General features: G+C 74.2%; 21 protein-coding genes. 14 read left to right on the top strand and 7 right to left on the bottom strand.

All coding sequences use genetic code 11. The features are described 5' to 3' along the window. Positions 1-164: 164 nt before the first annotated feature. Genes ACZ462_RS28360 through ACZ462_RS28345 form a run of 4 tightly spaced genes read left to right on the top strand, consistent with a single transcriptional unit; the run spans position 165 to position 3,244 of the window. Positions 165-812 (top strand): HemK2/MTQ2 family protein methyltransferase, encoded by a 648-nt coding sequence (locus ACZ462_RS28360; RefSeq protein ID WP_467805353.1) that lies wholly within the window; start codon positions 165-167, stop codon positions 810-812. Continuing rightward, complete coding sequence (locus tag ACZ462_RS28355) at positions 796-1,002, top strand: CDGSH iron-sulfur domain-containing protein (RefSeq protein WP_365508226.1); 207 nt, start codon at positions 796-798, stop codon at positions 1,000-1,002. The genes ACZ462_RS28360 and ACZ462_RS28355 overlap by 17 nt, the downstream gene beginning before the upstream one ends. Continuing rightward, positions 999-2,027 (top strand): iron-containing redox enzyme family protein, encoded by a 1,029-nt coding sequence (locus ACZ462_RS28350; protein ID WP_467805351.1) that lies wholly within the window; start codon positions 999-1,001, stop codon positions 2,025-2,027. The genes ACZ462_RS28355 and ACZ462_RS28350 overlap by 4 nt, the downstream gene beginning before the upstream one ends. A gap of 29 nt (positions 2,028-2,056) precedes the next feature. Beyond that, positions 2,057-3,244: a zinc-dependent alcohol dehydrogenase gene (locus tag ACZ462_RS28345; protein ID WP_467805350.1), complete on the top strand. Its 1,188-nt coding sequence runs from the start codon at positions 2,057-2,059 to the stop codon at positions 3,242-3,244. Here ACZ462_RS28345 and ACZ462_RS28340 read toward each other — a convergent pair. Next, a complete protein-coding gene (locus ACZ462_RS28340) occupies positions 3,234-4,259 on the bottom strand; it encodes a saccharopine dehydrogenase NADP-binding domain-containing protein (RefSeq protein ID WP_467805349.1) in 1,026 nt (341 codons plus the stop codon). The genes ACZ462_RS28345 and ACZ462_RS28340 overlap by 11 nt on opposite strands. A 63-nt stretch (positions 4,260-4,322) precedes the next feature. Between ACZ462_RS28340 and ACZ462_RS28335 the strand changes: the two genes are divergently transcribed. Continuing rightward, positions 4,323-4,949: a TetR/AcrR family transcriptional regulator gene (locus ACZ462_RS28335; RefSeq protein WP_467805348.1), complete on the top strand. Its 627-nt coding sequence runs from the start codon at positions 4,323-4,325 to the stop codon at positions 4,947-4,949. A gap of 14 nt (positions 4,950-4,963) precedes the next feature. Here ACZ462_RS28335 and ACZ462_RS28330 read toward each other — a convergent pair whose 3' ends face one another. After that, positions 4,964-5,383: a CBS domain-containing protein gene (locus tag ACZ462_RS28330; protein ID WP_467805347.1), complete on the bottom strand. Its 420-nt coding sequence runs from the start codon at positions 5,381-5,383 to the stop codon at positions 4,964-4,966. Positions 5,384-5,598: 215 nt separating this feature from the next. On the opposite strand from ACZ462_RS28330, the gene ACZ462_RS28325 reads away from it, so the two are divergent. From ACZ462_RS28325 to ACZ462_RS28315, 3 genes are all read left to right on the top strand, one after another. Beyond that, on the top strand, positions 5,599-5,826 hold the full coding sequence (locus ACZ462_RS28325) for a hypothetical protein (protein WP_467805345.1): 228 nt from the start codon (positions 5,599-5,601) through the stop codon (positions 5,824-5,826). Positions 5,827-6,196: 370 nt separating this feature from the next. Continuing rightward, the gene (locus ACZ462_RS28320; RefSeq protein WP_467805344.1) at positions 6,197-7,660 is read left to right on the top strand and encodes an amino acid permease; all 1,464 of its coding nucleotides are present in this window, start codon (positions 6,197-6,199) and stop codon (positions 7,658-7,660) included. Between the two features lie 192 nt (positions 7,661-7,852). After that, a complete protein-coding gene (locus tag ACZ462_RS28315; RefSeq protein ID WP_467805342.1) occupies positions 7,853-8,104 on the top strand; it encodes an EF-hand domain-containing protein in 252 nt (83 codons plus the stop codon). 255 nt (positions 8,105-8,359) lie between these two features. Here the strand turns inward: ACZ462_RS28315 and ACZ462_RS28310 are convergent, their stop codons facing one another. Next, on the bottom strand, positions 8,360-8,791 hold the full coding sequence (locus ACZ462_RS28310) for a VOC family protein (protein WP_467805341.1): 432 nt from the start codon (positions 8,789-8,791) through the stop codon (positions 8,360-8,362). A 990-nt stretch (positions 8,792-9,781) separates the two neighbouring features. Here ACZ462_RS28310 and ACZ462_RS28305 point away from each other — a divergent pair. The 3 genes from ACZ462_RS28305 (at position 9,782) to ACZ462_RS28295 (ending at position 13,189) form a co-directional block, all read left to right on the top strand. After that, positions 9,782-10,897 (top strand): PLP-dependent cysteine synthase family protein, encoded by a 1,116-nt coding sequence (locus ACZ462_RS28305; RefSeq protein WP_467805339.1) that lies wholly within the window; start codon positions 9,782-9,784, stop codon positions 10,895-10,897. A gap of 50 nt (positions 10,898-10,947) precedes the next feature. Next, positions 10,948-12,198 carry an MFS transporter gene (locus ACZ462_RS28300; protein ID WP_467805371.1) on the top strand — a complete coding sequence of 417 codons (1,251 nt, stop codon included), beginning with the start codon at positions 10,948-10,950 and terminating at the stop codon, positions 12,196-12,198. A gap of 259 nt (positions 12,199-12,457) precedes the next feature. Further along, positions 12,458-13,189 (top strand): LmeA family phospholipid-binding protein, encoded by a 732-nt coding sequence (locus tag ACZ462_RS28295; RefSeq protein ID WP_467805338.1) that lies wholly within the window; start codon positions 12,458-12,460, stop codon positions 13,187-13,189. A gap of 18 nt (positions 13,190-13,207) precedes the next feature. On the opposite strand, the gene ACZ462_RS28290 is transcribed toward ACZ462_RS28295, so the two are convergent. From ACZ462_RS28290 to ACZ462_RS28280, 3 genes are all read right to left on the bottom strand, one after another. Further along, complete coding sequence (locus ACZ462_RS28290; protein WP_467805337.1) at positions 13,208-13,873, bottom strand: MSMEG_1061 family FMN-dependent PPOX-type flavoprotein; 666 nt, start codon at positions 13,871-13,873, stop codon at positions 13,208-13,210. Positions 13,874-13,956: 83 nt separating this feature from the next. After that, the gene (locus tag ACZ462_RS28285) at positions 13,957-15,402 is read right to left on the bottom strand and encodes a glyceraldehyde-3-phosphate dehydrogenase (protein WP_467805335.1); all 1,446 of its coding nucleotides are present in this window, start codon (positions 15,400-15,402) and stop codon (positions 13,957-13,959) included. A 157-nt stretch (positions 15,403-15,559) separates the two neighbouring features. Continuing rightward, positions 15,560-16,018: an Lrp/AsnC family transcriptional regulator gene (locus ACZ462_RS28280; protein WP_467805333.1), complete on the bottom strand. Its 459-nt coding sequence runs from the start codon at positions 16,016-16,018 to the stop codon at positions 15,560-15,562. Between the two features lie 127 nt (positions 16,019-16,145). Here ACZ462_RS28280 and ACZ462_RS28275 point away from each other — a divergent pair, with 127 nt between their 5' ends. The 3 genes from ACZ462_RS28275 (at position 16,146) to ACZ462_RS28265 (ending at position 20,704) form a co-directional block, all read left to right on the top strand. Beyond that, positions 16,146-17,123, top strand: coding sequence for an EamA family transporter (locus ACZ462_RS28275; protein WP_467805332.1), 978 nt, complete (start codon positions 16,146-16,148; stop codon positions 17,121-17,123). Between the two features lie 59 nt (positions 17,124-17,182). Continuing rightward, entirely contained in the window at positions 17,183-18,379 is a 1,197-nt protein-coding gene (locus ACZ462_RS28270) for an amino acid aminotransferase (protein WP_467805331.1), read from the top strand. A gap of 264 nt (positions 18,380-18,643) precedes the next feature. Continuing rightward, positions 18,644-20,704, top strand: coding sequence for a galactose-binding domain-containing protein (locus ACZ462_RS28265; protein WP_467805330.1), 2,061 nt, complete (start codon positions 18,644-18,646; stop codon positions 20,702-20,704). Between the two features lie 415 nt (positions 20,705-21,119). Here ACZ462_RS28265 and ACZ462_RS28260 read toward each other — a convergent pair whose 3' ends face one another. After that, a complete protein-coding gene (locus ACZ462_RS28260; RefSeq protein WP_467805328.1) occupies positions 21,120-21,398 on the bottom strand; it encodes a hypothetical protein in 279 nt (92 codons plus the stop codon). Positions 21,399-21,444 lie beyond the last annotated feature (46 nt).

Raw genomic sequence — 21,444 nt, 5'->3', positions numbered from 1 at the left:
GTCTCCCTTGCTCCGGTGGGGGGCGCATCACCAGTAGGCCCGAGACGGCCCACCCCGGACACGTTCCGGAAACTCGGGGCTTGACAGCCCCGGGAAGGGCCCGCTCGACGAAACCGCGCGGGGAAGCGGGGCATACCGGTCCGGCCGCCGGGCAGCCGCAGCGTATGACCGCACTCGTCCTGCTGCCCGGGGTCTACCGCCCCCAGGCCGACACCCGGCTCCTGGCCCAGGCCCTGAAGGCCGAACCGATAGCGCCGGGCAGCCGCGTCCTCGAGGTGGGCACCGGCAGCGGCGTCCTCGCCATGCTGGCCGCCGCGCGCGGCGCCGCCGTCACCGCCGTCGACGTGTCGTGGCCGGCCGTGCGCACCGCCCGCCTCAACGCCCACCGGGCCCGGCTTCCCGTGCGGGTGGAACTGGCCGACGCCGCGACCTGCGCCCCCAGTCGGCGCTTCGACCTCGTCGTCAGCAATCCCCCGTACGTGCCGGCACGCAGCAGCCGCGGGTCGGGCCCGGCGCTGGCCTGGGACGCCGGAACCGACGGCCGGGCGGTCGTCGACCGGATCTGCGCGCGGGCCGCACGGCTGCTGCGGCCCGGCGGGGTCCTGCTGCTGGTCCACTCGGCGCTGTGCGGGGCGGCCACCACCGTGGCGAAGCTCCGTGAGCAGGGCCTGTCCGCCCGCATCGTGCTGCGGGCGGACATCCCCTGGGGGCCGGTCCTGTCGTCCCGCAGGTCGTGGCTCCACGAGCGCGGTCTGGCCCCCGCAACGGCAACGAGGGAGAAGCTGGTGGTGATCCGTGCCGAACGCCCCTGAACCCCGCACCCCCCGGCGCGTCGTGGTCGACCCGCACGGGCCGGTCCTCGTCGAGGGCCCCGTCGAGGTTGAGACACCTGACGGGATCCGGCGGAGCGACCGCTTCATGGTCGCCCTGTGCACCTGCCGGCGCAGCCGCACGCTCCCGTGGTGCGACACCAGCCACCGCCCCCGGGAGCGGCGCCGGTGAGCGGCCCCCGGCCCGCGGAGGCCCCCTGGTACGCCGAGCCGCGCGGCGAGGTGTCGTCGGCGCTCGCGGACTGCCTGCGCCGCGGGCGGGAGGCGCCGCCCGGCCTGGAGCGGGCCGCCGGCGGCGCGGCCGTCGACCCGTGGGGCGACGACCTCCACTTCGCCCTGTACCTGCTGTACGAGCTGCACTACCGCGGACTTGACGGGGTGTCGGACGAGCGGGAGTGGGATCCGGGACTGCTGCGCGTGCGCGCCGCGCTCGAACAGCGCTTCCTGGCCGCGCTCCGGGAGGCCGTCCCCTCGCCGCGGACCGTCGAGGAGGCGTTCGGGCCGCTGCTGACGACCCCGGCCGCCCGGGCCGGCGGTGTCAGCGGCCGCATCGCGGAGACCGGCGAGCTGTGGCGGGCCCGGGAGTACGCCGTCCTCCGCTCCCCGTACCACCTGAAGGAGGCCGACCCGCACGCCTGGGCCATCCCGCGGCTGACCGGCCGGGCCAAGGCCGCCTTCGTCGCCATCGAGTACGACGAGTTCGGCGCGGGCCGCGCGGAGGCCGTCCACGCCCGGCTGTTCGCCGACCTGATGGAGGACCTCGGCCTGGACACCGGCTACAACCGCTACCTGTCCGCAGTTCCCGCGGCCGCCCTGGCCACCGTCAACCTGATGTCCCTGTTCGGACTGCACCGGGCCTGGCGGGCCGCGCTCGTCGGGCACTTCGCCTGCGTGGAGACCACGTCGCCGCCGGGGTCCGCGCGTATGGTCGACGCCCTCACCGCCTGCGGGGCGGGCCCGGCCGCGATCCGCTTCTACGCCGAACACGTCACCGCGGACGCCGTCCACGAGCAGGTCGTCCGCCGGGAGGTCATCGGCGGCCTCCTGGAGGACGATCCGGCGCTGGAGCCGCGGATCGCGTTCGGCTGCGACGCCACGGTCCTGCTGGAGGACCGCCTCGCCGACCACATCCTGACCGCCTGGACGGACGGGCGCAGCGCCCTGCGGCACCCGCTGCCGCAGCCGGCCGCCGTCTGACAACCCAGCTGCCCGAGGAGGAACCCGTCATGCGCGCACTGACCTGGCAGGGCCGGGAGGACGTCCGGGTCGTGGACGTCCCCGACCCCCGCATCGAGGAGCCCTCCGACATCCTGGTGAAGGTGACGTCGACCGGGATCTGCGGCTCCGACCTGCACCTGTACGGCGTGCTCGGCGCGTACATCGACCGCGGGGACGTCCTCGGCCACGAGGCGATGGGCGTCGTGGAGGAGACGGGCCCCGACGTCCGCACCGTGCACCCCGGGGACCGGGTGGTGGTGCCGTTCAACGTCTCCTGCGGGGCCTGCTTCATGTGCGACCAGGGGCTCCACTCGCAGTGCGAGACCACGCAGGTCCGCGAGTACGGCAAGGGCGCGGCCCTGTTCGGCTACACCAAGCTGTACGGGCAGGTCCCCGGCGGCCAGGCCGAGTACCTGCGGGTGCCGTTCGGGGACACGCTGCCGGTGAAGGTCCCGCACGGCCCGCCCGACGAGCGGTTCGTGTACCTCTCCGACGTCCTGCCGACCGCATGGCAGGCCGTGGAGTACGCCGGGGTGCCGGCCGCCGAAACGGTGGCGGTGCTCGGGCTCGGCCCCATCGGCCAGATGTGCTGCCGCATCGCCCGGCACCGCGGGGCGCGCCTCGTCATCGGGATCGACCTGGTCGACGAGCGCCTGCAGCGGGCCCGCGAGCACGGCGCCCACACCCTGGACCTGCGGGAGCACTCGGGGAAGGCGCTCGTCGAGGCGGTCCGCGAGCTGACCGACGGACGGGGCACGGACGCCGTCATCGACGCCGTCGGCATGGAGGCGCACGGCAGCGGTGTCGCCGCCTTCGCGCAGAAGGCGACCGCCGTGCTCCCCGACGCGCTGGCCCGGCCGCTGCTGGAGCACGCGGGCGTCGACCGGCTGGAGGCCCTGCACACCGCCATCGAGCTGGTGCGGCGCGGCGGCACGATCTCGGTGTCCGGGGTGTACGGGGGCGCCGTCGACCCGATGCCGATGCTCACCCTGTTCGACAAGCAGATCCAGCTGCGCATGGGCCAGGCGAACGTCCGCGCGTGGACGGACCACATCCTGCCGCTGCTCACCGACGGCGACCCGCTGGGCGTCGAGGGCTTCGCCACGCACATCCTGCCCCTGGATGAGGGCCCCGACGCCTACGCCCGCTTCCAGGCGAAGAAGGACGGCATGGTCAAGACGCTCCTCACCCCCTGACGGGGCTCCGGCCGGGCACCATCCGGTGGAGGGCGACGCCGTCCCCGGCGAGCGACTCGGGCAGGCGGGCGAACACGGGCAGCTCCTCGATGTGGTGGACGCCGGCGGGCAGGGTCCCGCCGAGGAGTTCCACGGTGACGTGGGCGGCGACCAGGCCCGTGACCCGGCTCTGCGCCCGCCCGGTGAGCGCGTACGCGGAGTGGAGGCCGCCGCGGTGGGCGTCGGCCCGGACCGCGAAGCCGTCGCCCCCGAGGTGGATCCGGCGGAACGCCCCGTTGAGTGCGCGGCGCACCGCGGGCCGGCGGGCGGCCCGCCGCAGCCCGAACAGGGCGGCGGTCAGCGGCCGGGAGTCGAGGCAGAGGCGGGTGGCCACGCGGGGGGCTCCGAGGGTGCGGGGCAGCGTGTACTGGTCGGAGAAGGGGAAGGCGTACGCGGTGCGCGGCCCGAAGCCGGGCAGCCGGGTGCGCAGCGGGCCGGCGGCCGGGGGTGCGGCGAGGTGGTCGACCGTCCAGCGGACGGCGTCGGCGCCGTGGCGCTCGCCGCTGCCGAGGAGGACCGTCAGGTCGATGCGCTCGGCACCGCCGACGTCCTCGTGCGCGCGCCGGGCGAGGAGGTTCGTCAGTCCTGGGGCGACGCCGACGCTGAGTACGGCGGTCACCCCGACCTCTGCCGCCAGGGGGTGCAGGTCCGCGATGTCTTCGAGGAGCTTCCGGGTGGCGCCGACGTCGACGAGGCCGATGCCGCGCTCCAGGCACGCGCGGGCGGCGTCCGCGCCGGGAGGCTCCACGCACATCACGACGGCGGCCACGTCACCGAGCCCGTCGAGCGTGCGTCCGAATCCGTCCGGGTCATTGATGTCGGCGCGGACGCCGCCGAGCCGGGCGGCCTTTGCGGCGTCGCGGCCGGCGACGAGGACGCGGCCGGGGAAGCGGCCTTCGAGGGCGGAGGCGGCCGCACCGCCGACGGCGCCGTAGCCGCCGACGACCAGGATCCGGCCCGATTTCACTGTAGTCATACTCCAGTGAAATACACTGTAGTGTCACTACAGTCAAAGGTGCCGGGCAGACGAGGAGGGCCGGTGGCCGCCCCCACGACGAGGGCCGAGAAGGCCCGCCGTACGCGGCAGCGGATGCTCGACGCCGCCGCCGGGCTCTTCGCCGAGCAGGGGTGGGCCGCGACGAGCGTCGCGGACATCGCCCGCACGGCCGGCGTCGGCGTCCAGACGGTGTACTTCACGTTCGGCAACAAGCGCGCCCTGCTGAAGGAGCTCCTCGACACGGCCGTCGCCGGCGACAACGACCCGGTGGCGACCCTGGACCGCCCCTGGGCGCGCGAGGTCCTCGCCGAACCCGACCCGGCCGCGCAGCTCGCCCTCCAGGCGGCCGGCGCCCGCCGCATCCTGGAGCGCGCCGCGCCAGTCCTGGAAGTGGTCCGCGGGGCGGCCGCCGCGGATCCGGAACTCGCCGCGCTGTGGCTGGCCAACGTGGACCAGCGGCACGCCGTGCAGCACCGGTTCGCCTCGGCCCTGACGGCCAAGGCGGGCGGGCGGCTGCGCGACGGCCACGACGCGGACTCGGCGGCGGACACCGCTCTGGCCGTCCTCGGCCCGGAGACCTACGGCCTGCTCGTCGGACGGCGCGGCTGGTCCCCGGGCCGCTGGGAGCGGTGGGCGGCGGACGCCCTGATCCGCCAGCTCCTGCCCTGAGCCGCCGCGGCTGCTCAGGTGTTGGGCGGCGCCTGGCTGATGTCCGCGAGGGCGGAGGAGCTGTCGCGGTCGACGGCCAGGTCGCCGAGGGACACGACGCCCACCGGGCGGCCGCCCTCCGTGACGGGCAGGCGGCGCAGCGCGCGGGAGCGCATCAGGTCGACCGCCTTGTCGATGTCGTCATCGGGGCCGACGGTGACGGGGTTCGGGCTGCACACGTCGGAGACGCTGGTGCTCTCGGGCTCCCTGCCTTCGGCGATGACGCGGACGACGAGGTCGCGGTCGGTGACGAGGCCCTTGAGGGTGCCGTCGTCGACCACCAGGACGTCGCCGATGTCCTCGTCGCGCATGCGGCGCGCGGCCTCGGCCACTGTGACCTGGACGGCGACGGTCGCCGGGCGCTTCGTCATGACCTCTCGGACCTTGGTGGACATGGCTTCCTCCCTTCCGGCGTCCCCGGTGTGTCCGGTTCCGCCCTCGTGGGCGCGGCTGCCCTGGGCGGGGCCCGGCAAACGCGGCGGCGCGCCGCCGCGGGCAGACGCCGCCGGGGAGCGTTTGGCGGGCGCGTACGGGGTTAGCCGCCTGGTGGCCACCGGGCCGGCACGGGCCGGAGCGAGCCGGGTGGAGCCGAGCCGAGGAGCGTGCGGCGATGAGCGGTGACAGGCGGCGCGGCGGCATGGAGGACGGCGGCGGCATGGGGGACAAGGAGCAGGCGCCGGGAAAGGGGCGCGAGGAGCAGGTCGGCGACCGCTCGCCGGACGCGGACGGCCCGCAGCCGGCCGGCACGCCGCACGGCCCCGGCGACACGGCCCTGGACCGGAGGCGCAGGGACGACACGGCCACCGGGCAGGACCCGGACCGGCGCGGCGAGGGCTGACGTGCAGGGGGTCACGGTGCGCAACCGTGACGCAATGGTGCGTGTCAGACCTGGCACGTGTTGTCCCGGTGTCATTGGGTGTTGGCTCAGAGGACGCTCAGATCCGGATAACGATCAAGTCACCACACAAGGGGCCTTTCCCCCTGATCGCTAGTGAATGACCGGAATGCCCGCAATGCTCACCACGGTGGCGCGTCGGCCCCGTGGTACATCTTCACGACCGCCTGCCGGACACCACCCACGTCCGCGCAGGGGCGCTGGAGCCGGCCGATCGCCGGTATGCAACTCCATCAGCATCCGGGGGATCGGAACCCGATCTGCGGCCGAGCGCGGCGCGGATCGGCCATGGAGCGGAAAGGCGCACCACAGCATGACCTCGACGCAGGTCGACAAGCAGCACGGCGACGGCCCGGCCAAGGGCGGCACACCCGAGGAGGGGTACGAGCGCGGACTCGGCAGCCGCCAGGTCCAGATGATCGCGATCGGCGGCGCCATCGGCGTCGGCCTCTTCCTCGGCGCGGGCGCGAACATCGCGAAGGCCGGGCCCAGCCTCATCCTGATGTACGCCCTCGCCGGCGTCATCGTCTTCTTCATCATGCGAGCACTCGGCGAGCTGCTGCTCTACCGGCCCGTGTCGGGTTCCTTCGCGGAGTACGCCCGCGAGTTCCTCGGCCCGTTCTTCGGGTTCGCGACGGGCTGGACGTACTGGCTCATGTGGGTGGTCACCGGCATGGCCGAGCTGACCGCCGCGGCGATCTACGTGAACTACTGGTTCCCGCAGGTCCCCCGGTGGGTGACCGCCCTCGTCTTCCTGGTGGTCCTCTACCTCGCCAACCTGATCTCCGTGAAGATCTTCGGCGAGATCGAGTTCTGGTTCTCGATGGTCAAGGTCACCGCCCTCCTCGGCATGATCGTGATCGGCATCGGCGTCGTCACGTTCGGCTTCAGCGCGGCCGGCGACACCGCCGCCGTCTCGAACCTGTGGGCCTTCGACGGCATCTTCCCGAAGGGCGTCGGCTCCAGCCTGATGACCCTGCAGGGCGTCATGTTCGCCTACCTGGCGGTCGAGCTGGTCGGTGTCACCGCGGGCGAGTCCGAGAACCCGGAGAAGACCCTCCCCAAGGCCATCAACACCCTGCCGTGGCGCATCATCGTCTTCTACGTCGGTGCCCTCAGCGTGATCCTGATGGTCGTCAAGTGGACCGAGTTCGAGCCCGGCGTCAGCCCGTTCGTGGCGGCCTTCGCCAAGATCGGCATCCCGGCCGGAGCGGCGATCGTCAACTTCGTGGTGCTGACCGCCGCCCTGTCGTCCTGCAACTCCGGCATGTACTCCACCGGCCGCATGCTGCGCGACCTGGCCTCCAACGCCGAGGCCCCGAAGGTCCTCGGCAGGCTGAGCTCCACCAAGACCCCGGCGCTCGGCATCACGCTCTCCGTCGCCCTGATGGGCATCGGCGTGGTCCTGAACTACGTCGTCCCGGAGAAGGCCTTCGGCTACGTGACCTCGGTCGCCACCGCGGCCGGCATCTGGACCTGGATGATGATCCTCGTCAGCCACATCCGCTACCGCCGCCAGGTGGTCGCCGGCCGGCTGCCCGCTTCGTCCTTCCCGGCGCCCGGCGGAACGGTGTGCAGCTGGATCGCCGTCGCGTTCCTCCTGCTGGTCACCTGCATGATCGCCATCGACCCGGACAGCCGCGTGTCCCTCTACGTGGGCGCCGTCTGGGCGGTCTGCCTGGCGGCCGGCTGGGCGGTCCTGAAGTCCCGGAACCCGCAGGTCACCCAGCGTGCCGGGGCGGCCGGGAAGGAACCGGAGCCCGCGGGCCGGCCCTGACCGCCCCGCCTCGGCGTCTCCCGAGGGGTGTACCGGCCGGCCACGGCCGGTACACCCCTTCCTCCGGCTCGGGCCGGTACGGGCGCCCCGTACGGGCAACCCCGCGGCGCGCCCCCGCGTCACTCCTGGCAGGAAGACGCGCCGGCCGGTCCGGCGCGGACGCGCGGCAGCACCAGGAAGCAGGACGACGTGATGAGCGACAAGGCCCGCACCCTCTTCGACGCACTGGACCTCGACAGCGACGGCACGCTGACGCGGGCCGAGGTCATCACCGCCCTGCGGGCCAAGGGCCCCACGCTCGCCGCGCAGGGCGTGATCCCGGTGTGGGGCGTGGGCGGCGCGGACGACTCCTCGGCCCTCTTCGACGCCGCGGACCAGAACGGCGACCGCGTCCTCAGCTTCGAGGAGTTCGCCGCGGTCGTCGACCGCCGCTTCGGCTGGTAGCGGCCTCACACCGGGCGCGGTCGACCGGCGGGGCCCCCGCGGGTCCGACGGTGACGGCCGCCCGGGCGCTGCGCCCGTCCGCCGTCCGGCAGGCGGCGGTGCAGACGCCGTCGGCGGCGGCCGGGAACGGGAACGTGCGGAGGGGCCCGCGCGATGCACCGCGAACGCTTTCCGGAGTCCGGGCCGCGCACCGTCCGGGCGCGCTCCCCCATTCCATGAGACGCCCCCCGCTGATCGCCATGCGACGGGCCGCGGTCAGCGCTCCGAGAGTTCCGAGGGGGCCTCCTGGACGACCCAGCCGTTGCCGTCGGGGTCGTGGAAGACCATGAACGAGTTCCAGGTGTCGCCCTTGCCGTCCTCCCAGCCGGACTCGCCGACGTGGCGCACCGGCGAGACGTCGACGCCGCGGGCGACCAGCTCCGCCCGGGCCGCCTCGATGTCCGTCACGCACAGCTGGAGGCCGTGCAGGGTGCCCGGGGCCATCTCCTTGGCGCCGGGGGCTGCGGGCATGCCCCGCAGCATGGCGATCGAGCAGCGCGAGCCGGGCGGGGTCAGCTGGATGATCCTCATGCCGGGGGCCACCTCGCTGTCGAGGTCCACCCTGAAGCCCGCCTTCTGCGCGTAGAACTCCTTGGCGCGGTCGAGGTCGGTGACGGGGACGGGAACGACTTCCAGGGTCCAGTTCACGGCAGGGTGCCTCCTCGGGGCGGGGCCGGCGTGTCCGGTCCGTCCACGGTCGCACGCGGGCCCCTCGTGCACGGCGAAACGCCACGACGGGCCGGCCGCGGCGGCGCCCGGCGCAGTCATCGCCGGAACGGGCCGGGCCGCGCATTCACCGGTATCCGGACCGCATCCCTTTTCGGGGAAAGGTTCGGGCCATCGTGCGGGGCGCACCTGCCGAAAGCGCCGAAAGCGCGGCTACCATGACGGCGTGACAGCAGCGGGAACCGCCTTTCGCACGCCGCGGGTCCGGGTCCGCCGGATTGCGTCGGCGCCGCTCTGGCTGGTCCTGCTGCTGGTGGGATTCCTCTGCGCGCACGGCGGGGAAACCGCGAGCACCGCACACCATTTCCGGCCCGCCGCCGAAACGGCCGCGGTTTCGGTGCCGGGTTCCGCGGCCGGGTCAGTGGCCCGGGCCGCGGACCGGGACCGGGCACACGGCGGGGGCGGCGCCGGACACCGGGGCGAGCACTGTGCGCCCGGCCGTACGGACGGCGGCGCGGTGCTCGCGGGCTGCCCGGACGCGCCCGCCGGCCGGCCGGCCGCCCCCGCGGACCCCGCCACGGCCCCCGCCGCCCCGGGTCGGCCGCAGACGTACGGCGCCGCGCCGCCCCCCACCCCGGGAGTGCTCCGCATCTAGGCCGCCGGCGTATACGGCACCCTGCCCGCGGCGAATGCCGGGTGCGCCCGGAAGGGGCGGGAATCGATTCCGTGTTCTCCGTCCTGTCCGCCCCGGGAGTTCGCCGGCCTGCCCGGCACCGAATTCGCGCGCCCTTTCGCGGCTCTTTGCCGAGCGCCGCGCCGCGCATTCCCCTGCGCAGACACCGCCGCGGCCCATCGACGCCGAAAACCGCCGGAAAGCCGGAGGCGCGGACCGGCATCCACGGCCGACCGCCGTCCGCAATCCCCTCCGCCGCGCCCCGCCCAGGCCGTACCGACCCCGAACGGAGTTCCCGCATGTCCTCCCCCGTCCCCCGCCCTGCGGCCGCCCCGCCGCCCTCCCCCGGCGCCGCCCTGACCGGACTCGTCGGCAACACCCCGCTGCTGCGCGTGTCCGAGCCGTTCGCGCCCCGCGGCCGCGGCTTCTGGGCCAAGCTGGAGGGGTTCAACCCCGGCGGCATCAAGGACCGCCCCGGCCTGCACATGGTCGAACGGGCCCGCGCCCGCGGGGAGCTGCGGCCCGGCGCCCGCGTCATCGAGTCCACCAGCGGCACCCTCGGCCTGGGCCTCGCCCTCGCCGGGATGGTGTACGGGCACCCGGTCACCCTGGTCACGGATCCGGGCCTGGAGCCCTCCATGACGAGGCTGCTCACCGCCTACGGCGCCCGGGTCGAGGTCGTCTCCGAGCCCCACCCGGTCGGCGGGTGGCAGGAGGCCCGCCGCACCCGCGTGCGGCGGCTGCTGGACCGGGACCCGGTCGCCTGGTGCCCCGACCAGTACAACAACCCCGACAACACCACCGCCTACACCCCGCTCGCCCTCGAACTCGCCGCCGGAATCGGGCACATCGACGTCCTGGTGTGCAGTGTGGGCACCGGCGGGCACTCCGCGGGCCTCTCGCGGGTCCTGCGGCAGCTCTATCCGCGGCTGGAGCTGGTCGGCGTCGACACCGTCGGCTCCACGATCTTCGGGCAGCCGGCCCGGCCCCGGCTCATGCGGGGCCTCGGGTCGAGCATCCACCCCCGCAACGTCGCCTACGGCAGCTTCGCCGAGGTGCACTGGGTGGCGCCGGCCGAGGCCGTGTGGGCCTGCCGGCGGCTGGCGTCCTCCCACTACGCGACGGGCGGCTGGAGCGTGGGCGCCGTGGCGCTGGTCGCCGGCTGGCTGGCCCGCACCCGCCCGGAGGGCACCCGTATCGCGGCGGTCTTCCCCGACGGGCCGCAGCGCTACCTGGGGACCGTCTACGACGACGACTACTGCGCGGCCCACGGGCTCCTCGACGGACCGCCGGCCGCCGAGCCGGAGGTCGTCGGCCGGGCCGACGAGAAGGAGGTCGTGCGCTGGACCCGCTGCACCGCCGTCGCCGACCCCCTGGCCGGGACCGCGGACGCGGTGCGGGAGGCGTCCCGGTGAAGGGGCCTCTCGCGCCGCTCCGCTCGTACGGGACGGGTGTCCGGCTGCTGATGGTGAACCAGTTCGCCATCAACCTCGGCTTCTACATGCTGATGCCGTACCTGGCGGTCCACCTGTCCGGGACGCTCGGGCTGGCCGCCTGGACGGTCGGCCTCGTCCTCGGCGTGCGGAACTTCAGCCAGCAGGGCATGTTCCTGGTCGGCGGGACCCTCGCCGACCGGCTGGGCTACAAGCCGCTGATCGTGGCCGGGCTGCTGCTGCGGACCGCCGGGTTCGCGGCGCTCGGGCTGGTCGGCTCGCTGCCCGCGCTGCTCGCGGCGTCGGCGGCCGTCGGCCTCGCGGGCGCCCTGTTCAACCCGGCGTCGCGCGCCTACCTCGCCGTCGAGGCGGGCGAGCGGCGGGTGGAGGCGTTCGCCCTGTTCAATGTCTTCTACCAGGCGGGCATCCTGCTGGGACCGCCGGTCGGCATGCTGCTGACCGGCGCCGGCTTCCGCCTCACCTGCCTGACCGCGGCCGGCATCTTCGCCGTCCTCGGCGCCGTCCAGATCCGCCGGCTGCCCGCCCGGAAGGCCGACGGCCCGGCCGGCGGCGGGGACGGGCGGCGCCCGTCGGTCCTCGCCCAGTGGCGGGGGATCCTGGCGAACCGGTCGTTCGTGCTGTTCTCGGCCGCCATGGCCGGCTCGTACGTCCTCTCCTACCAGGTGTACCTGGCGCTGCCGCTGGAGGTGCGGCGGCTGGGCGGCCCGGGGCCGTTCGGGACGGCCGCGACGGCCGCGCTGTTCGCGGTACCGGGGCTGCTGACGATCCTGCTCCAGACCCGCGTCACCGCCTGGTGCCGGGCCCGCGCGACATCCGGGCGGGCACTCGTGTGGGGGCTGCTGGCCATGGCCGCGGCGTTCGCCCCGCTGCTGCTGGCATCGGCGCTGCCGCTGCCGGAGGGGGGCGCGTGGCGGTGGCTGCACGCGGCGGCGGTGCCCGTACTGGCCGCGCTGCTCCTCGCGGTGGGGACGATGGTGGCGTACCCGTTCGAGATGGACACCCTCGTCGGGCTGTCCGGGGACCGGCTCGTCGCCACGCACTACGGGCTGTACAACACCGTCTGCGGGGTCGGCATCACCGTGGGGAACCTCCTCACCGGTGCGGCGCTCGACGCGGCCCGGGCCGCGGGCGTGCCGTCGCTGCCGTGGCTCGCGCTCCTCGCCCTCGGCGTGCTGTGCGCGGCCGCGCTGCTGGCCCTGGACCGCACCGGGCGCCTCGCCCCGCCCGGGAGGGGCGCCCCGGCGGAGCCCGCGCCGGCCTGACGGCCCGTGCGGGCGCTGCCCGGCGGCTGCCGTGCGGGCGCCGGCGCCCCTCCGGGGTAGGTGCGCGCTCCGGCAGCAGCGATCATGGGGTGCGTGTTCCCGGGTGGCCTGCTGTCCGCGGCTCCCGCGGTGGAGGCCTGCGGCGCCGGCCACGGCCGTCGCGCCGGACGCCGCGGCCGTCCGCGGGCTGCCGGTCCCGTCCGGCATGCCGCCGCCGGGCACACGAGCCCGCCCCCGCACCGTGAGGAATCCGAGGCCCATGCCCGCCGACGCGCCGACCGCCCCCGCTCCTGCGGCACCCGCCGCCGACCGCCCGCGCCCGGACCGGCGCCGGCGGACGCTGATCGCCGCCACCGCCGCCCTGGCGGTCCTGCTCGCCCTGCCCGCGGCCGACGCCTTCGCCCGCCACCGCGGCGAGGGCAGGCTCGCCGACCGGATCGCGGCACGCCACCCGGACCTGCGGTCGCAGCCGCAGGTGGAGATAGGCGGCTACCCGTTCCTGCTGGGGGCGGCCCGCGGCGCCCACCCGGAGGTGCGGGTCACGGCCGACGGGCACGCTCCGGACCGCCGGCCGGTGAAGGCCGACGTCGAGCTGAAGGATGTCTCACGGCAGAAGGACCGCTACACGGCGTCGGCGGTCGACGCCCGTTTCACCGTCCCCTTCGAGGCGCTGGCCGGCGAGGCGGGTGGGAAGGCCACCCTGTCCGACGCCGGGAACGGCCGGCTCAGGATCGAGCGCCGCGCGCTCGGCATCCCGGTCGCCGTCACGGCCGAACTCCGGCTCCAAGGCGACACGGTGACCCTCCACGCGACCTCGGCGACGCTGGCCGGCGCACCCGTCGACCCGGCGATGCCGATGATCAAGCAGGCGCTCGCGGAGCGGCAGTGGAGGCTGCCCGCCCTGCCGATGGGGCTGCACGCCTCCGAGGTGTCGGTCGGCCCCGACGGCGTCACCGCACACGCCCGCGGCGAGGACGTCACCCTCGACTGAGCGCCGCCGGGGCCGGGGTCACTCGTAGCGGTACAGCAGCGACTCCCGCTCGCTCTGCCGGATCTGCTCCAGCGTCAGGCCGGGCACTCCCACGTGCGACAGGGTGATCTCGGCCGAGCTGGGCACGTCGTCCTCGGACAGCCACGCCTCCGGCTTCCACGCACTGCCGCGCAGGAACGCCTTCGGGCAGTGCTGGTACGCCTCCTCCACCTCGACGACGAGGGCGCTGCGCGGGGGCTTGCCGACGGGGGTCAGCTGCTCCAGGAGCCTCGGGTCGGCGGAGATGCAGGCCCGGCCGTTGACGCGGAGGGTCGCCCCGCGGCCGGGGACGATGAAGACGAGCCCGGCGCGGCCGGTCTCGACGACGTTGTGCGCGCTGTCGAGCCGCTTGTTGCCGGTGGCGTCGGGCAGGGCGAGGGTGATCTCGTCCAGGACGGAGACGAAGCCCGCGGGCCCGCCGCGCGGGGAGACGTCGCAGCGGCCGTCGGCGCCGGCGGTGGCGATGAAGACGAGGGACGCGCGGGCGATGAAGTCGCGGGCCACGTCGTGGAGGCGATCCACCTCCTTGCGCCGGACCAGCTCGCCGGGCTGCTCGTAGAGGTCGCGCAGGGCGGCGGTGTCCCGCACGGCGGTGGCGTCGAGGGCGTCGAATATGCGGCCGTCGGGCCGCGGTTGGGTGCTCACACGGCGCCACTATAGGAAACGGGCGCCCGCCCCGGGAATCGCTCCCGGGGCGGGCGCCCGTACTGCCGGAGGCGGCGCGGCCGTCAGGCCTGCGGCGCCGGGAAGGTCGGGTACTCGACCCCGGAGACGTGCTGGACGACGCGGATGACCTGGCACGAGTAGCCGAACTCGTTGTCGTACCACAGGTACAGGATGGCGTTGTCGCCGTCGACCTTGGTGGCGCCGGCGTCGATGATCGACGCGTGGCGCGAGCCGACGAAGTCCATCGAGACGGCGTCGGGCGCGGTGGTGAAGTCGATCTGGCGCTTCAGCGGCGAGTGCAGCGAGACGTCGCGCAGGTGGTCCAGGACCTCCTCGCGGGTGGTCTCGCGGCCCAGGCGCAGGCTGAGGATGGCGATCGAGACGTCCGGGACGGGGACGCGGATCGAGCTGCCGGTGATCGGGGCCTTGAGGTCGGGCAGCGCCTTCGCGACGGCCGAGGCGGCGCCGGTCTCGGTGATGACCATGTTGAGCGGCGCGGAGCGGCCGCGGCGGTCGGCCTTGTGGTAGTTGTCCAGCAGGTTCTGGTCGTTGGTGAACGAGTGGACGGTCTCCACGTGGCCGCGCAGCACACCGTACTCGTCGTCCATGGCCTTCAGCGGCGGGACGATCGCGTTGGTGGTGCAGGAGGCGCAGGAGAGGATGCGCTCGTCCGGCTTGATCATGTCCTGGTTGACGCCGTGGACGATGTTCGGGACGTCGCCCTTGCCCGGGGCGGTCAGGACGACCTTGTCGATGCCGGGGCGCAGGTGCTTGGAGAGGCCCTCGCGGTCGCGCCACTTGCCGGTGTTGTCGATGAGGATGGCGTCCTTGATGCCGTACGCCGTGTAGTCGACCTCGGAGGGGTCGTTGGCGTAGATCACGCGGATCGCGTTGCCGTTGGCGATGATCGTGCTGTTCGCCTCGTCCACGGTGATGGTGCCCTGGAACTGGCCGTGGATGGAATCGCGGCGCAGCAGCGAGGCACGCTTCACGAGATCCTGCTCGCCTCCCCCGCGCACGACGATGGCGCGCAGGCGCAGGCCGTTGCCGGAGCCGGCCTTCTCGATGAGGAGGCGGGCGACGAGGCGGCCGATGCGGCCGAAGCCGTAGAGGACGACGTCCCGCCCGGTGGAGCGCTCGATCTTGTTCGCGCCGGTGGCGCCGGCGACGGCCTCGGCGGTGAAGTCGGCCACGGACAGGCCGCGGTCGTCGGTCTTGTACGTCGCGGCCAGCATGCCGATGTCGATCTGGGACGGGCCGAGATCGAGCGCGGTGAGGGCCTGGAGGAACGGCATCGTCTCGGTGACCGACAGCTCCTCGCCGTCGATCTGCCGGGCGAACCGGTGGGTCTTGAGAATGCTGACCACCGACTTGTTCACCAGGGAGCGGCTGTGCAGCAGGACGGTGACGTCCCGCTCGCGGTGCAGCTTCCCGATGATCGGGATCATCGACTCCGCGATCTCCTCGCGGTTCTTCCAGTTGGTGAACGAGTCCTCGTTGACAGTCACAGGTTTATCTTTCGAGCTAGGCGGCGCTCATATGCTAACCCCCTCGTACTTTGATCCTTCAAGGGGCACCCGTGTCGGATTCGCCGCGGACGGCCCGGCAAGCCCGCCGGACGGGGCATGCGGCCCGTCCGCCCCCGCCGGGGCGGGGCCGGCGGCGTCACTTCGGGGCGGGGTAGATCCTCGACTGCTTCACGCTTCCGAAGGCGAAGCTCGACTCGATGGAGGCGATGCCGGGGATGGCGTGGATCCGGTGGCGGACCAGCGCCTCGTACGCCTCCAGGCTCTCGATGACGACCCGCAGGAGGTAGTCGCTGCTTCCCGCCATGAGGTAGCAGTCCTGGATGTGCTCGATGACGGCGACGTGCTCCTCGAAGACCCGCACCGCCTCGCCGGTGTGGCGCTCCAGCCGTATCCGGACGAAGACGGTGATCGGCAGCCCGAACGCCACCTGGTCGACCATCGCCGTGTAGCCCCTGATCAGCCCGGCCTCCTCCAGCCGCCGGACCCTGCGCAGGCAGGGCGAGGGCGAGAGCCGGACCCGGTCGGCGAGCTCCTGGTTCGAGAGCCGGCCGTCGGCCTGCAACTCCCTGATGATTTGCAGATCCACGGCGTCCATGGCCCCTCCTTGGCAGATTCTGCCCTCAACGTACGCCTGGAGGGCAGAAGTGGCAATCGGCTGCCCCGGCTGAAGGTCTAGCGTTGCCCCGTGGCCGGATACGGCCCTCTTCTGGTTGGAGGAAACCGTGGCCGCCGTGAACACCGCCCCCGCCGCAGCGCCCCCGCAGGGCCGGGCGGCGGGGCTGCGCGGGCTCAGCCCGCAGGCCCAGGGCATGGCGGCCCTGGCGCTGACCGTGCTCATCTGGGCCGCGTTCGCGCTGAGCGCCCGCGCGCTCGGCTCCTCCACCCTGCTGCCCGCCGACGCCGGACTGCTGCGCTTCGGCGTCCCGCTCGCCGTGCTGGCACCCGCGCTGTGGCGGCGCCGCCGCGCCCTGGCCGCCGTCCGGCCCGCCGTCGCACTCAAGGTCGCCTGCGGTGCCGGGGTGCCGTTCTTCCTCGCGGCGATGTACGGCGGCTCCCTCACGTCGGCGGCGTTCGTCGGCTCCATCGTGCCCGGCATGGTGCCGCTGTTCGTCGCGGCCCTCGCGGCCACCGCCGGGCGGGGCCTCCCGCGCGGCACCCAGGCAGCCGGGCTCGTGCTGATCGCGGCCGGGGTGGTCGCGCTGGTGTGGCGCCACGTCTTCCCCCTCAACGCCTCCGTCATCGCCGGGTCGGGGATCCTGCTCGCCGCGAGCGGCCTGTGGGCGCTGTACACGGTCGGGCTGAAGGAGGTCGGGCTCGACCCGGTCGGCTCGATCGGCCTGCTGTGCCTGCCCTCGTTCGCCGTGCTGGCCGCACTCGTCCTGACCGGGGCGCTGCCGAGCGGCCTCGCCTCGGCAACGGCGTCCGACATCGCCGTGTTCACCGTCGTGCAGGGCCTCGGGGTCGGGCTGTGCGCCGGGCTGCTGTACGCCTTCGCGATCCGCCGGCTGGGCGCCGAGCGCAGCTCGGCCGTCGGCAGCCTCAGCCCGGTCCTGGTGGTCCTGCTCGCCGTGCCGCTGCTGGGCGAGTCGCCGACCGCGGCGGTGCTGGTCGGCGTCCCCCTCATCGCGGGGGGCGTCTTCCTCGCCAACCGCACGGCAGGGCGGGCCGCCCCCGCGCCGGCGCCGCCCTCCCGGCCCTGACGGGCCCCCGCTTCCACTCCCCTTCCGCTCCCGCCCCGCCCAGTCCGAGGTTCCCGCAGATGCTTGAGCTCCTCCTCCCCCCGCCCGTCGACCCGCTGTGGGACCTGACGGAGGCCTACGGCGCCGACGCCCGGCCCGAACGCCTCAACCTCGTCCTCGGCGTCTACCGGGACGACTCGGGCACGACGCCGGTCATGGCCGCCGTGCGCGAGGCGGAGCTGCGCCTCGCAGAGCGCTCCGCGTCGAAGGAGTACCGCGGGCTGTCGGGGAACACGGCATTCAACCGGGCCATGCTGTCGATGGTGCTGGGCGAGGGCGGCGGGGCGGCCGACCGGGCGGTCGCGGTGCAGACCGTTGCCGGCAGCGGCGCCCTGCGGCTGCTGGCCGACCTGGTGTGCCGGACCCGTCCCGGCGCGACCGTGTGGATCAGCGACCCGGCCTACGTCAACCACCGCCCCATACTGGAGGCCGCCGGCCTGGCGGTCCGCACGTACCGCTGGGTCGATGCCGAAGGCCGCTCCGACACGGCGGGGCTGCTGCACGACCTGGGCCGGGCGCAGCGCGACGACGTGGTGCTGCTCCAGGGCTGCTGCCACAACCCCACCGGCGTGGACCCCTCCGCGCAGGCCTGGGAGGAGCTGGCCGGGCTGGCCGCCCGGAACGGCTGGGTCCCGTTCGTCGACCTCGCCTACCACGGCCTCGGCGACGGCCTGGAGGCCGACCTGGCGGCCACGCGGCTGCTCGCCGACCGGGTGCCGGAGATGCTCGTCGCGGTGAGCTGCTCCAAGAACTTCGGGCTCTACAGCGACCGCACCGGCTGCGCGATCGTCCTCGGCGCCTCCCGCGCGTCCCTGCGGCACGTGGAGACGGCCCTGCAGAACGCGGCCCGCACCCTGTACTCGATGCCGCCGGAGCACGGCGCGGCGGTGGTCGCGGCGATCCTGGAGGACGACGGCCTGCGCGCCCTGTGGCGGGCCGAGCTCGACGGCATGCGCGCCCGTGTCGAGGCCAACCGGACCGGCCTGGCCGAGCAGCTGGCGGCCCTCGGCCGACCCGCGGAGGCGGCTGCGCTCGCGCGGCAGAAGGGCATGTTCTCGATGCTGCCGCTGACCGCGCCGCAGATGCTGCGGCTGCGCAGCCGGTACGCGGTCTACGGCACCACCGCGGGCCGCATCAACATCGCGGGGCTGCCCGCCGACCGGATCGCCTGCGTCGCCCGCGGCGTCGCCGGGGTGCTCGGCGAGGACGACGCCTGAGGGCGGCTCACCGCCGGCAGGCGGGGGGCGCGGGGCGCCGGGGTGACGATGACCGCGCCGGCGCAACCCGGTGCGTGCGGAGTGCGGTCGGCGGCCCGCCCGAGAAGGACCTGACGTTTCATCAGGTCGCCTGACCCGGACTCTTGACTCTCCACGCGGCAGTCGGGATTCTCGACGCACCATTCGCGCGGGACATGACAATCGGCCGGACGCGGCCTGCGTCCTCGACCGCGCCAGCCGACTCCCGATGACGCGAGTGTGACCATGACCAGACGCCGCCCCGTCCGCCGCCGACCACTGACACTGCTCGCCCTGCTCCTCACCGCCGTGCTGGCCGTGTCCCTCGGCCCCGCGCCCGGCGCCTCGGCCGACGCCGAGTGGTGGACCCCCACCGCCCGGCCCGCACCCGACTCGCAGATCAACGTCACCGGCGAGCCCTTCAAGGGCACCGACGCCCAGGGGAACGTGCGCGGGTTCGTCGACGCGCACGACCACATCATGTCGAACGAGGGCTTCGGCGGCCGCCTCATCTGCGGCCGGCCGTTCTCCGAACAGGGCATCGCCGACGCGCTGAAGGACTGCCCCGAGCACTACCCCGACGGCACCCTCGCCGTCTTCGACTTCATCACCAAGGGCGGCGACGGCAAGCACGACCCCAACGGCTGGCCCACGTTCAAGGACTGGCCCGCGCACGACTCGCTGACCCACCAGCAGAACTACTACGCGTGGATCGAGCGGGCCTGGCGCGGCGGCCAGCGCGTCCTCGTCAACGACCTCGTCACCAACGGCGTCATCTGCTCGGTCTACTTCTTCAAGGACCGCGGCTGCGACGAGATGACCGCCATCCGCCTGGAGGCGCAGAAGACGTACGACATGCAGGCCTACATCGACAAGATGTACGGCGGACCCGGAAAGGGCTGGTTCCGGATCGTCACCGACGCGGACCAGGCGCGCGAGGTGGTCAAGCAGGGCAAGCTCGCCGTGGTCCTCGGCGTGGAGACCTCCGAGCCGTTCGGCTGCAAGCAGATCCTGGACGTCGCCCAGTGCAGCCGGGAGGACATCGACCGCGGCCTCGACGAACTGCACCGGCTCGGCGTGCGCAGCATGTTCCTGTGCCACAAGTTCGACAACGCCCTGTGCGGGGTCCGCTTCGACGAGGGCGCGCTCGGCACGGCGATCAACGTGGGCCAGTTCCTGTCCACGGGCACCTTCTGGCAGACGGAGCAGTGCACCGGCCCGCAGCACGACAACCCGATCGGCCTGGCGGCGGCCCCCTCGGCGCAGAAGCAGCTCCCGGCGGGCGTGGCGGTGCCCTCGTACTCCTCCGAGGCCCGCTGCAACACCCGCGGCCTGACCCAGCTCGGGGAGTACGCGCTGCGCGGCATGATGAAGCGCAAGATGATGCTCGAAGTGGACCACATGAGCGTCAAGGCCGCCGGCCGGGCCCTCGACATCCTGGAGTCCGAGTCCTACCCGGGCGTGATCTCCTCGCACAGCTGGATGGACATGGGCTGGCTGGAGCGCCTCTACAAGCTGGGCGGCTTCGCCACCGGCTACATGAACGGCGCCGAGAGCTTCAGCGCCGAGGCCAAGCGCACCGACGCCCTCCGCGACAAGTACGGCGTGGGCTACGGCTTCGGCACCGACATGAACGGCGTCGGCGGCTGGCCCGGGCCCCGCGGGGCGGACACCCCGAACCCGGTGCGCTACCCCTTCCGCAGCACCGACGGCGGCTCGGTCATCGACCGGCAGGCCACCGGGCAGCGCACGTGGGACCTCAACACCGACGGCGCCGCGCACTACGGGATGGTCCCCGACTGGATCGAGGACGTCCGGATCGTCGGCGGACAGGGGGTCGTGGACGACCTGTTCAAGGGCGCCGAGTCCTACCTGCGCACCTGGGGCGCCTCCGAACGGCACAAGGCGGGGGTGAACCTCGCCGCGGGCGCGTCCGCCTCGGCGAGCTCCACCGAGTGGAACCCGTTCGTCAGCTACGCGGCCGGCCGCGCCGTGGACGGCAGCCGCTCCAGCCGCTGGGCGAGCGGCTGGAGCGACGACCAGTGGCTGGCCGTGGACCTCGGCTCCCCCGCCCTCGTCAAGCGCGTCACCCTCGACTGGGAGCGGGCCCACGGCCGGGAGTACCGGATCGAGGTGTCCGACGACGGCGCGCAGTGGCGGACCGTGTGGTCCACCACCGCCGGCGACGGCGGCCTCGACACCGCCCGGTTCGACGGCGTGACCGCCCGGCACGTACGCGTCCACGGCCTCGGCCGCGGCACGCAGTGGGGCTACTCCCTGTACGAACTCGGCGTGTTCGGCAGCTGACGCCCGGCGGCGGCCGGTCCGGCGCATGCGACCGGCCGCCCCCGCCGGACCGCGCACGCCGGACCGCGCACGCAGGGACAGGAAAGGACACCCGTGCCCGCATGCCGCTGGCCGAGCGGCGCCGCCAGCTGACCGAAGCGGCGATCCGCGCCATGGCAGCACGAGCTGTACTGCGACGTCTACGCCGGCCTCGTCGAGGAGGTCCGCGGCGCGCTCGGCCTGGGGCTGCGCGTCCCGGTGCCGTTGCTGGCGCGCTGCCTGGCCGCCATGACGGACGGCCTCACTCTGAACTTCCTCGTCCGCGGCGACGACCGGCGGCCGCCGGCATCCTCGCCGTGGTGACCGAGCACGTGGCGGGGCTCGTCGAGGGCACCGGGGCGCCGCTCCCCGCGCACCTGCCGGCCGCGTCGGGCCCTCAGTAGGGGCGGGGCGACATCACCAGCGGGTCGGCTCCCGGCGCGACCAGCACGCAGCGGGGGACGCCGGGCCCGGGGGTGACGCGCACCGTCACCGGCGTCGCCGGCTCGGTCGGGAGTTCCACGTGGACGGCGACGGGCCGGTCGCCGCGGGTGGTGCCGTGGCCGGTCTCCTTGCCGTCGACGAGGAGCTCCACCTCGACGCGGTGCCCCGTTTCGACGGTCGCGCTGACGGAGTGGCCGGCGTGGTCGATGTGGAAGTGATGGCGTCGTCTCATGGGGTCGCCTCCGGCCGGACGCGCCCGGGGTCAGGGCCGCTGCGTC

This window comes from Streptomyces sp. NPDC031121 (assembly GCF_055570615.1).
Note: the sequence above shows the minus strand (reverse complement) of the source record. Positions and strands in the feature narration are given on the sequence as shown.

Bases quoted from the DNA above. Each gene is read 5' to 3' on its own strand.
- ACZ462_RS28330 (WP_467805347.1), bottom strand. From the start codon at position 5,383: ATGTCCACCAAGGTCCGAGAGGTCATGACGAAGCGCCCGGCGACCGTC.
- ACZ462_RS28340 (WP_467805349.1), bottom strand. From the start codon at position 4,259: ATGACTACAGTGAAATCGGGCCGGATCCTGGTCGTCGGCGGCTACGGC.
- ACZ462_RS28325 (WP_467805345.1), top strand. From the start codon at position 5,599: ATGAGCGGTGACAGGCGGCGCGGCGGCATGGAGGACGGCGGCGGCATG.
- ACZ462_RS28360 (WP_467805353.1), top strand. From the start codon at position 165: ATGACCGCACTCGTCCTGCTGCCCGGGGTCTACCGCCCCCAGGCCGAC.
- ACZ462_RS28305 (WP_467805339.1), top strand. From the start codon at position 9,782: ATGTCCTCCCCCGTCCCCCGCCCTGCGGCCGCCCCGCCGCCCTCCCCC.
- ACZ462_RS28345 (WP_467805350.1), top strand. From the start codon at position 2,057: ATGCGCGCACTGACCTGGCAGGGCCGGGAGGACGTCCGGGTCGTGGAC.
- ACZ462_RS28320 (WP_467805344.1), top strand. From the start codon at position 6,197: ATGACCTCGACGCAGGTCGACAAGCAGCACGGCGACGGCCCGGCCAAG.
- ACZ462_RS28265 (WP_467805330.1), top strand. From the start codon at position 18,644: ATGACCAGACGCCGCCCCGTCCGCCGCCGACCACTGACACTGCTCGCC.
- ACZ462_RS28295 (WP_467805338.1), top strand. From the start codon at position 12,458: ATGCCCGCCGACGCGCCGACCGCCCCCGCTCCTGCGGCACCCGCCGCC.
- ACZ462_RS28270 (WP_467805331.1), top strand. From the start codon at position 17,183: ATGCTTGAGCTCCTCCTCCCCCCGCCCGTCGACCCGCTGTGGGACCTG.
- ACZ462_RS28280 (WP_467805333.1), bottom strand. From the start codon at position 16,018: ATGGACGCCGTGGATCTGCAAATCATCAGGGAGTTGCAGGCCGACGGC.
- ACZ462_RS28260 (WP_467805328.1), bottom strand. From the start codon at position 21,398: ATGAGACGACGCCATCACTTCCACATCGACCACGCCGGCCACTCCGTC.
- ACZ462_RS28300 (WP_467805371.1), top strand. From the start codon at position 10,948: ATGGTGAACCAGTTCGCCATCAACCTCGGCTTCTACATGCTGATGCCG.
- ACZ462_RS28315 (WP_467805342.1), top strand. From the start codon at position 7,853: ATGAGCGACAAGGCCCGCACCCTCTTCGACGCACTGGACCTCGACAGC.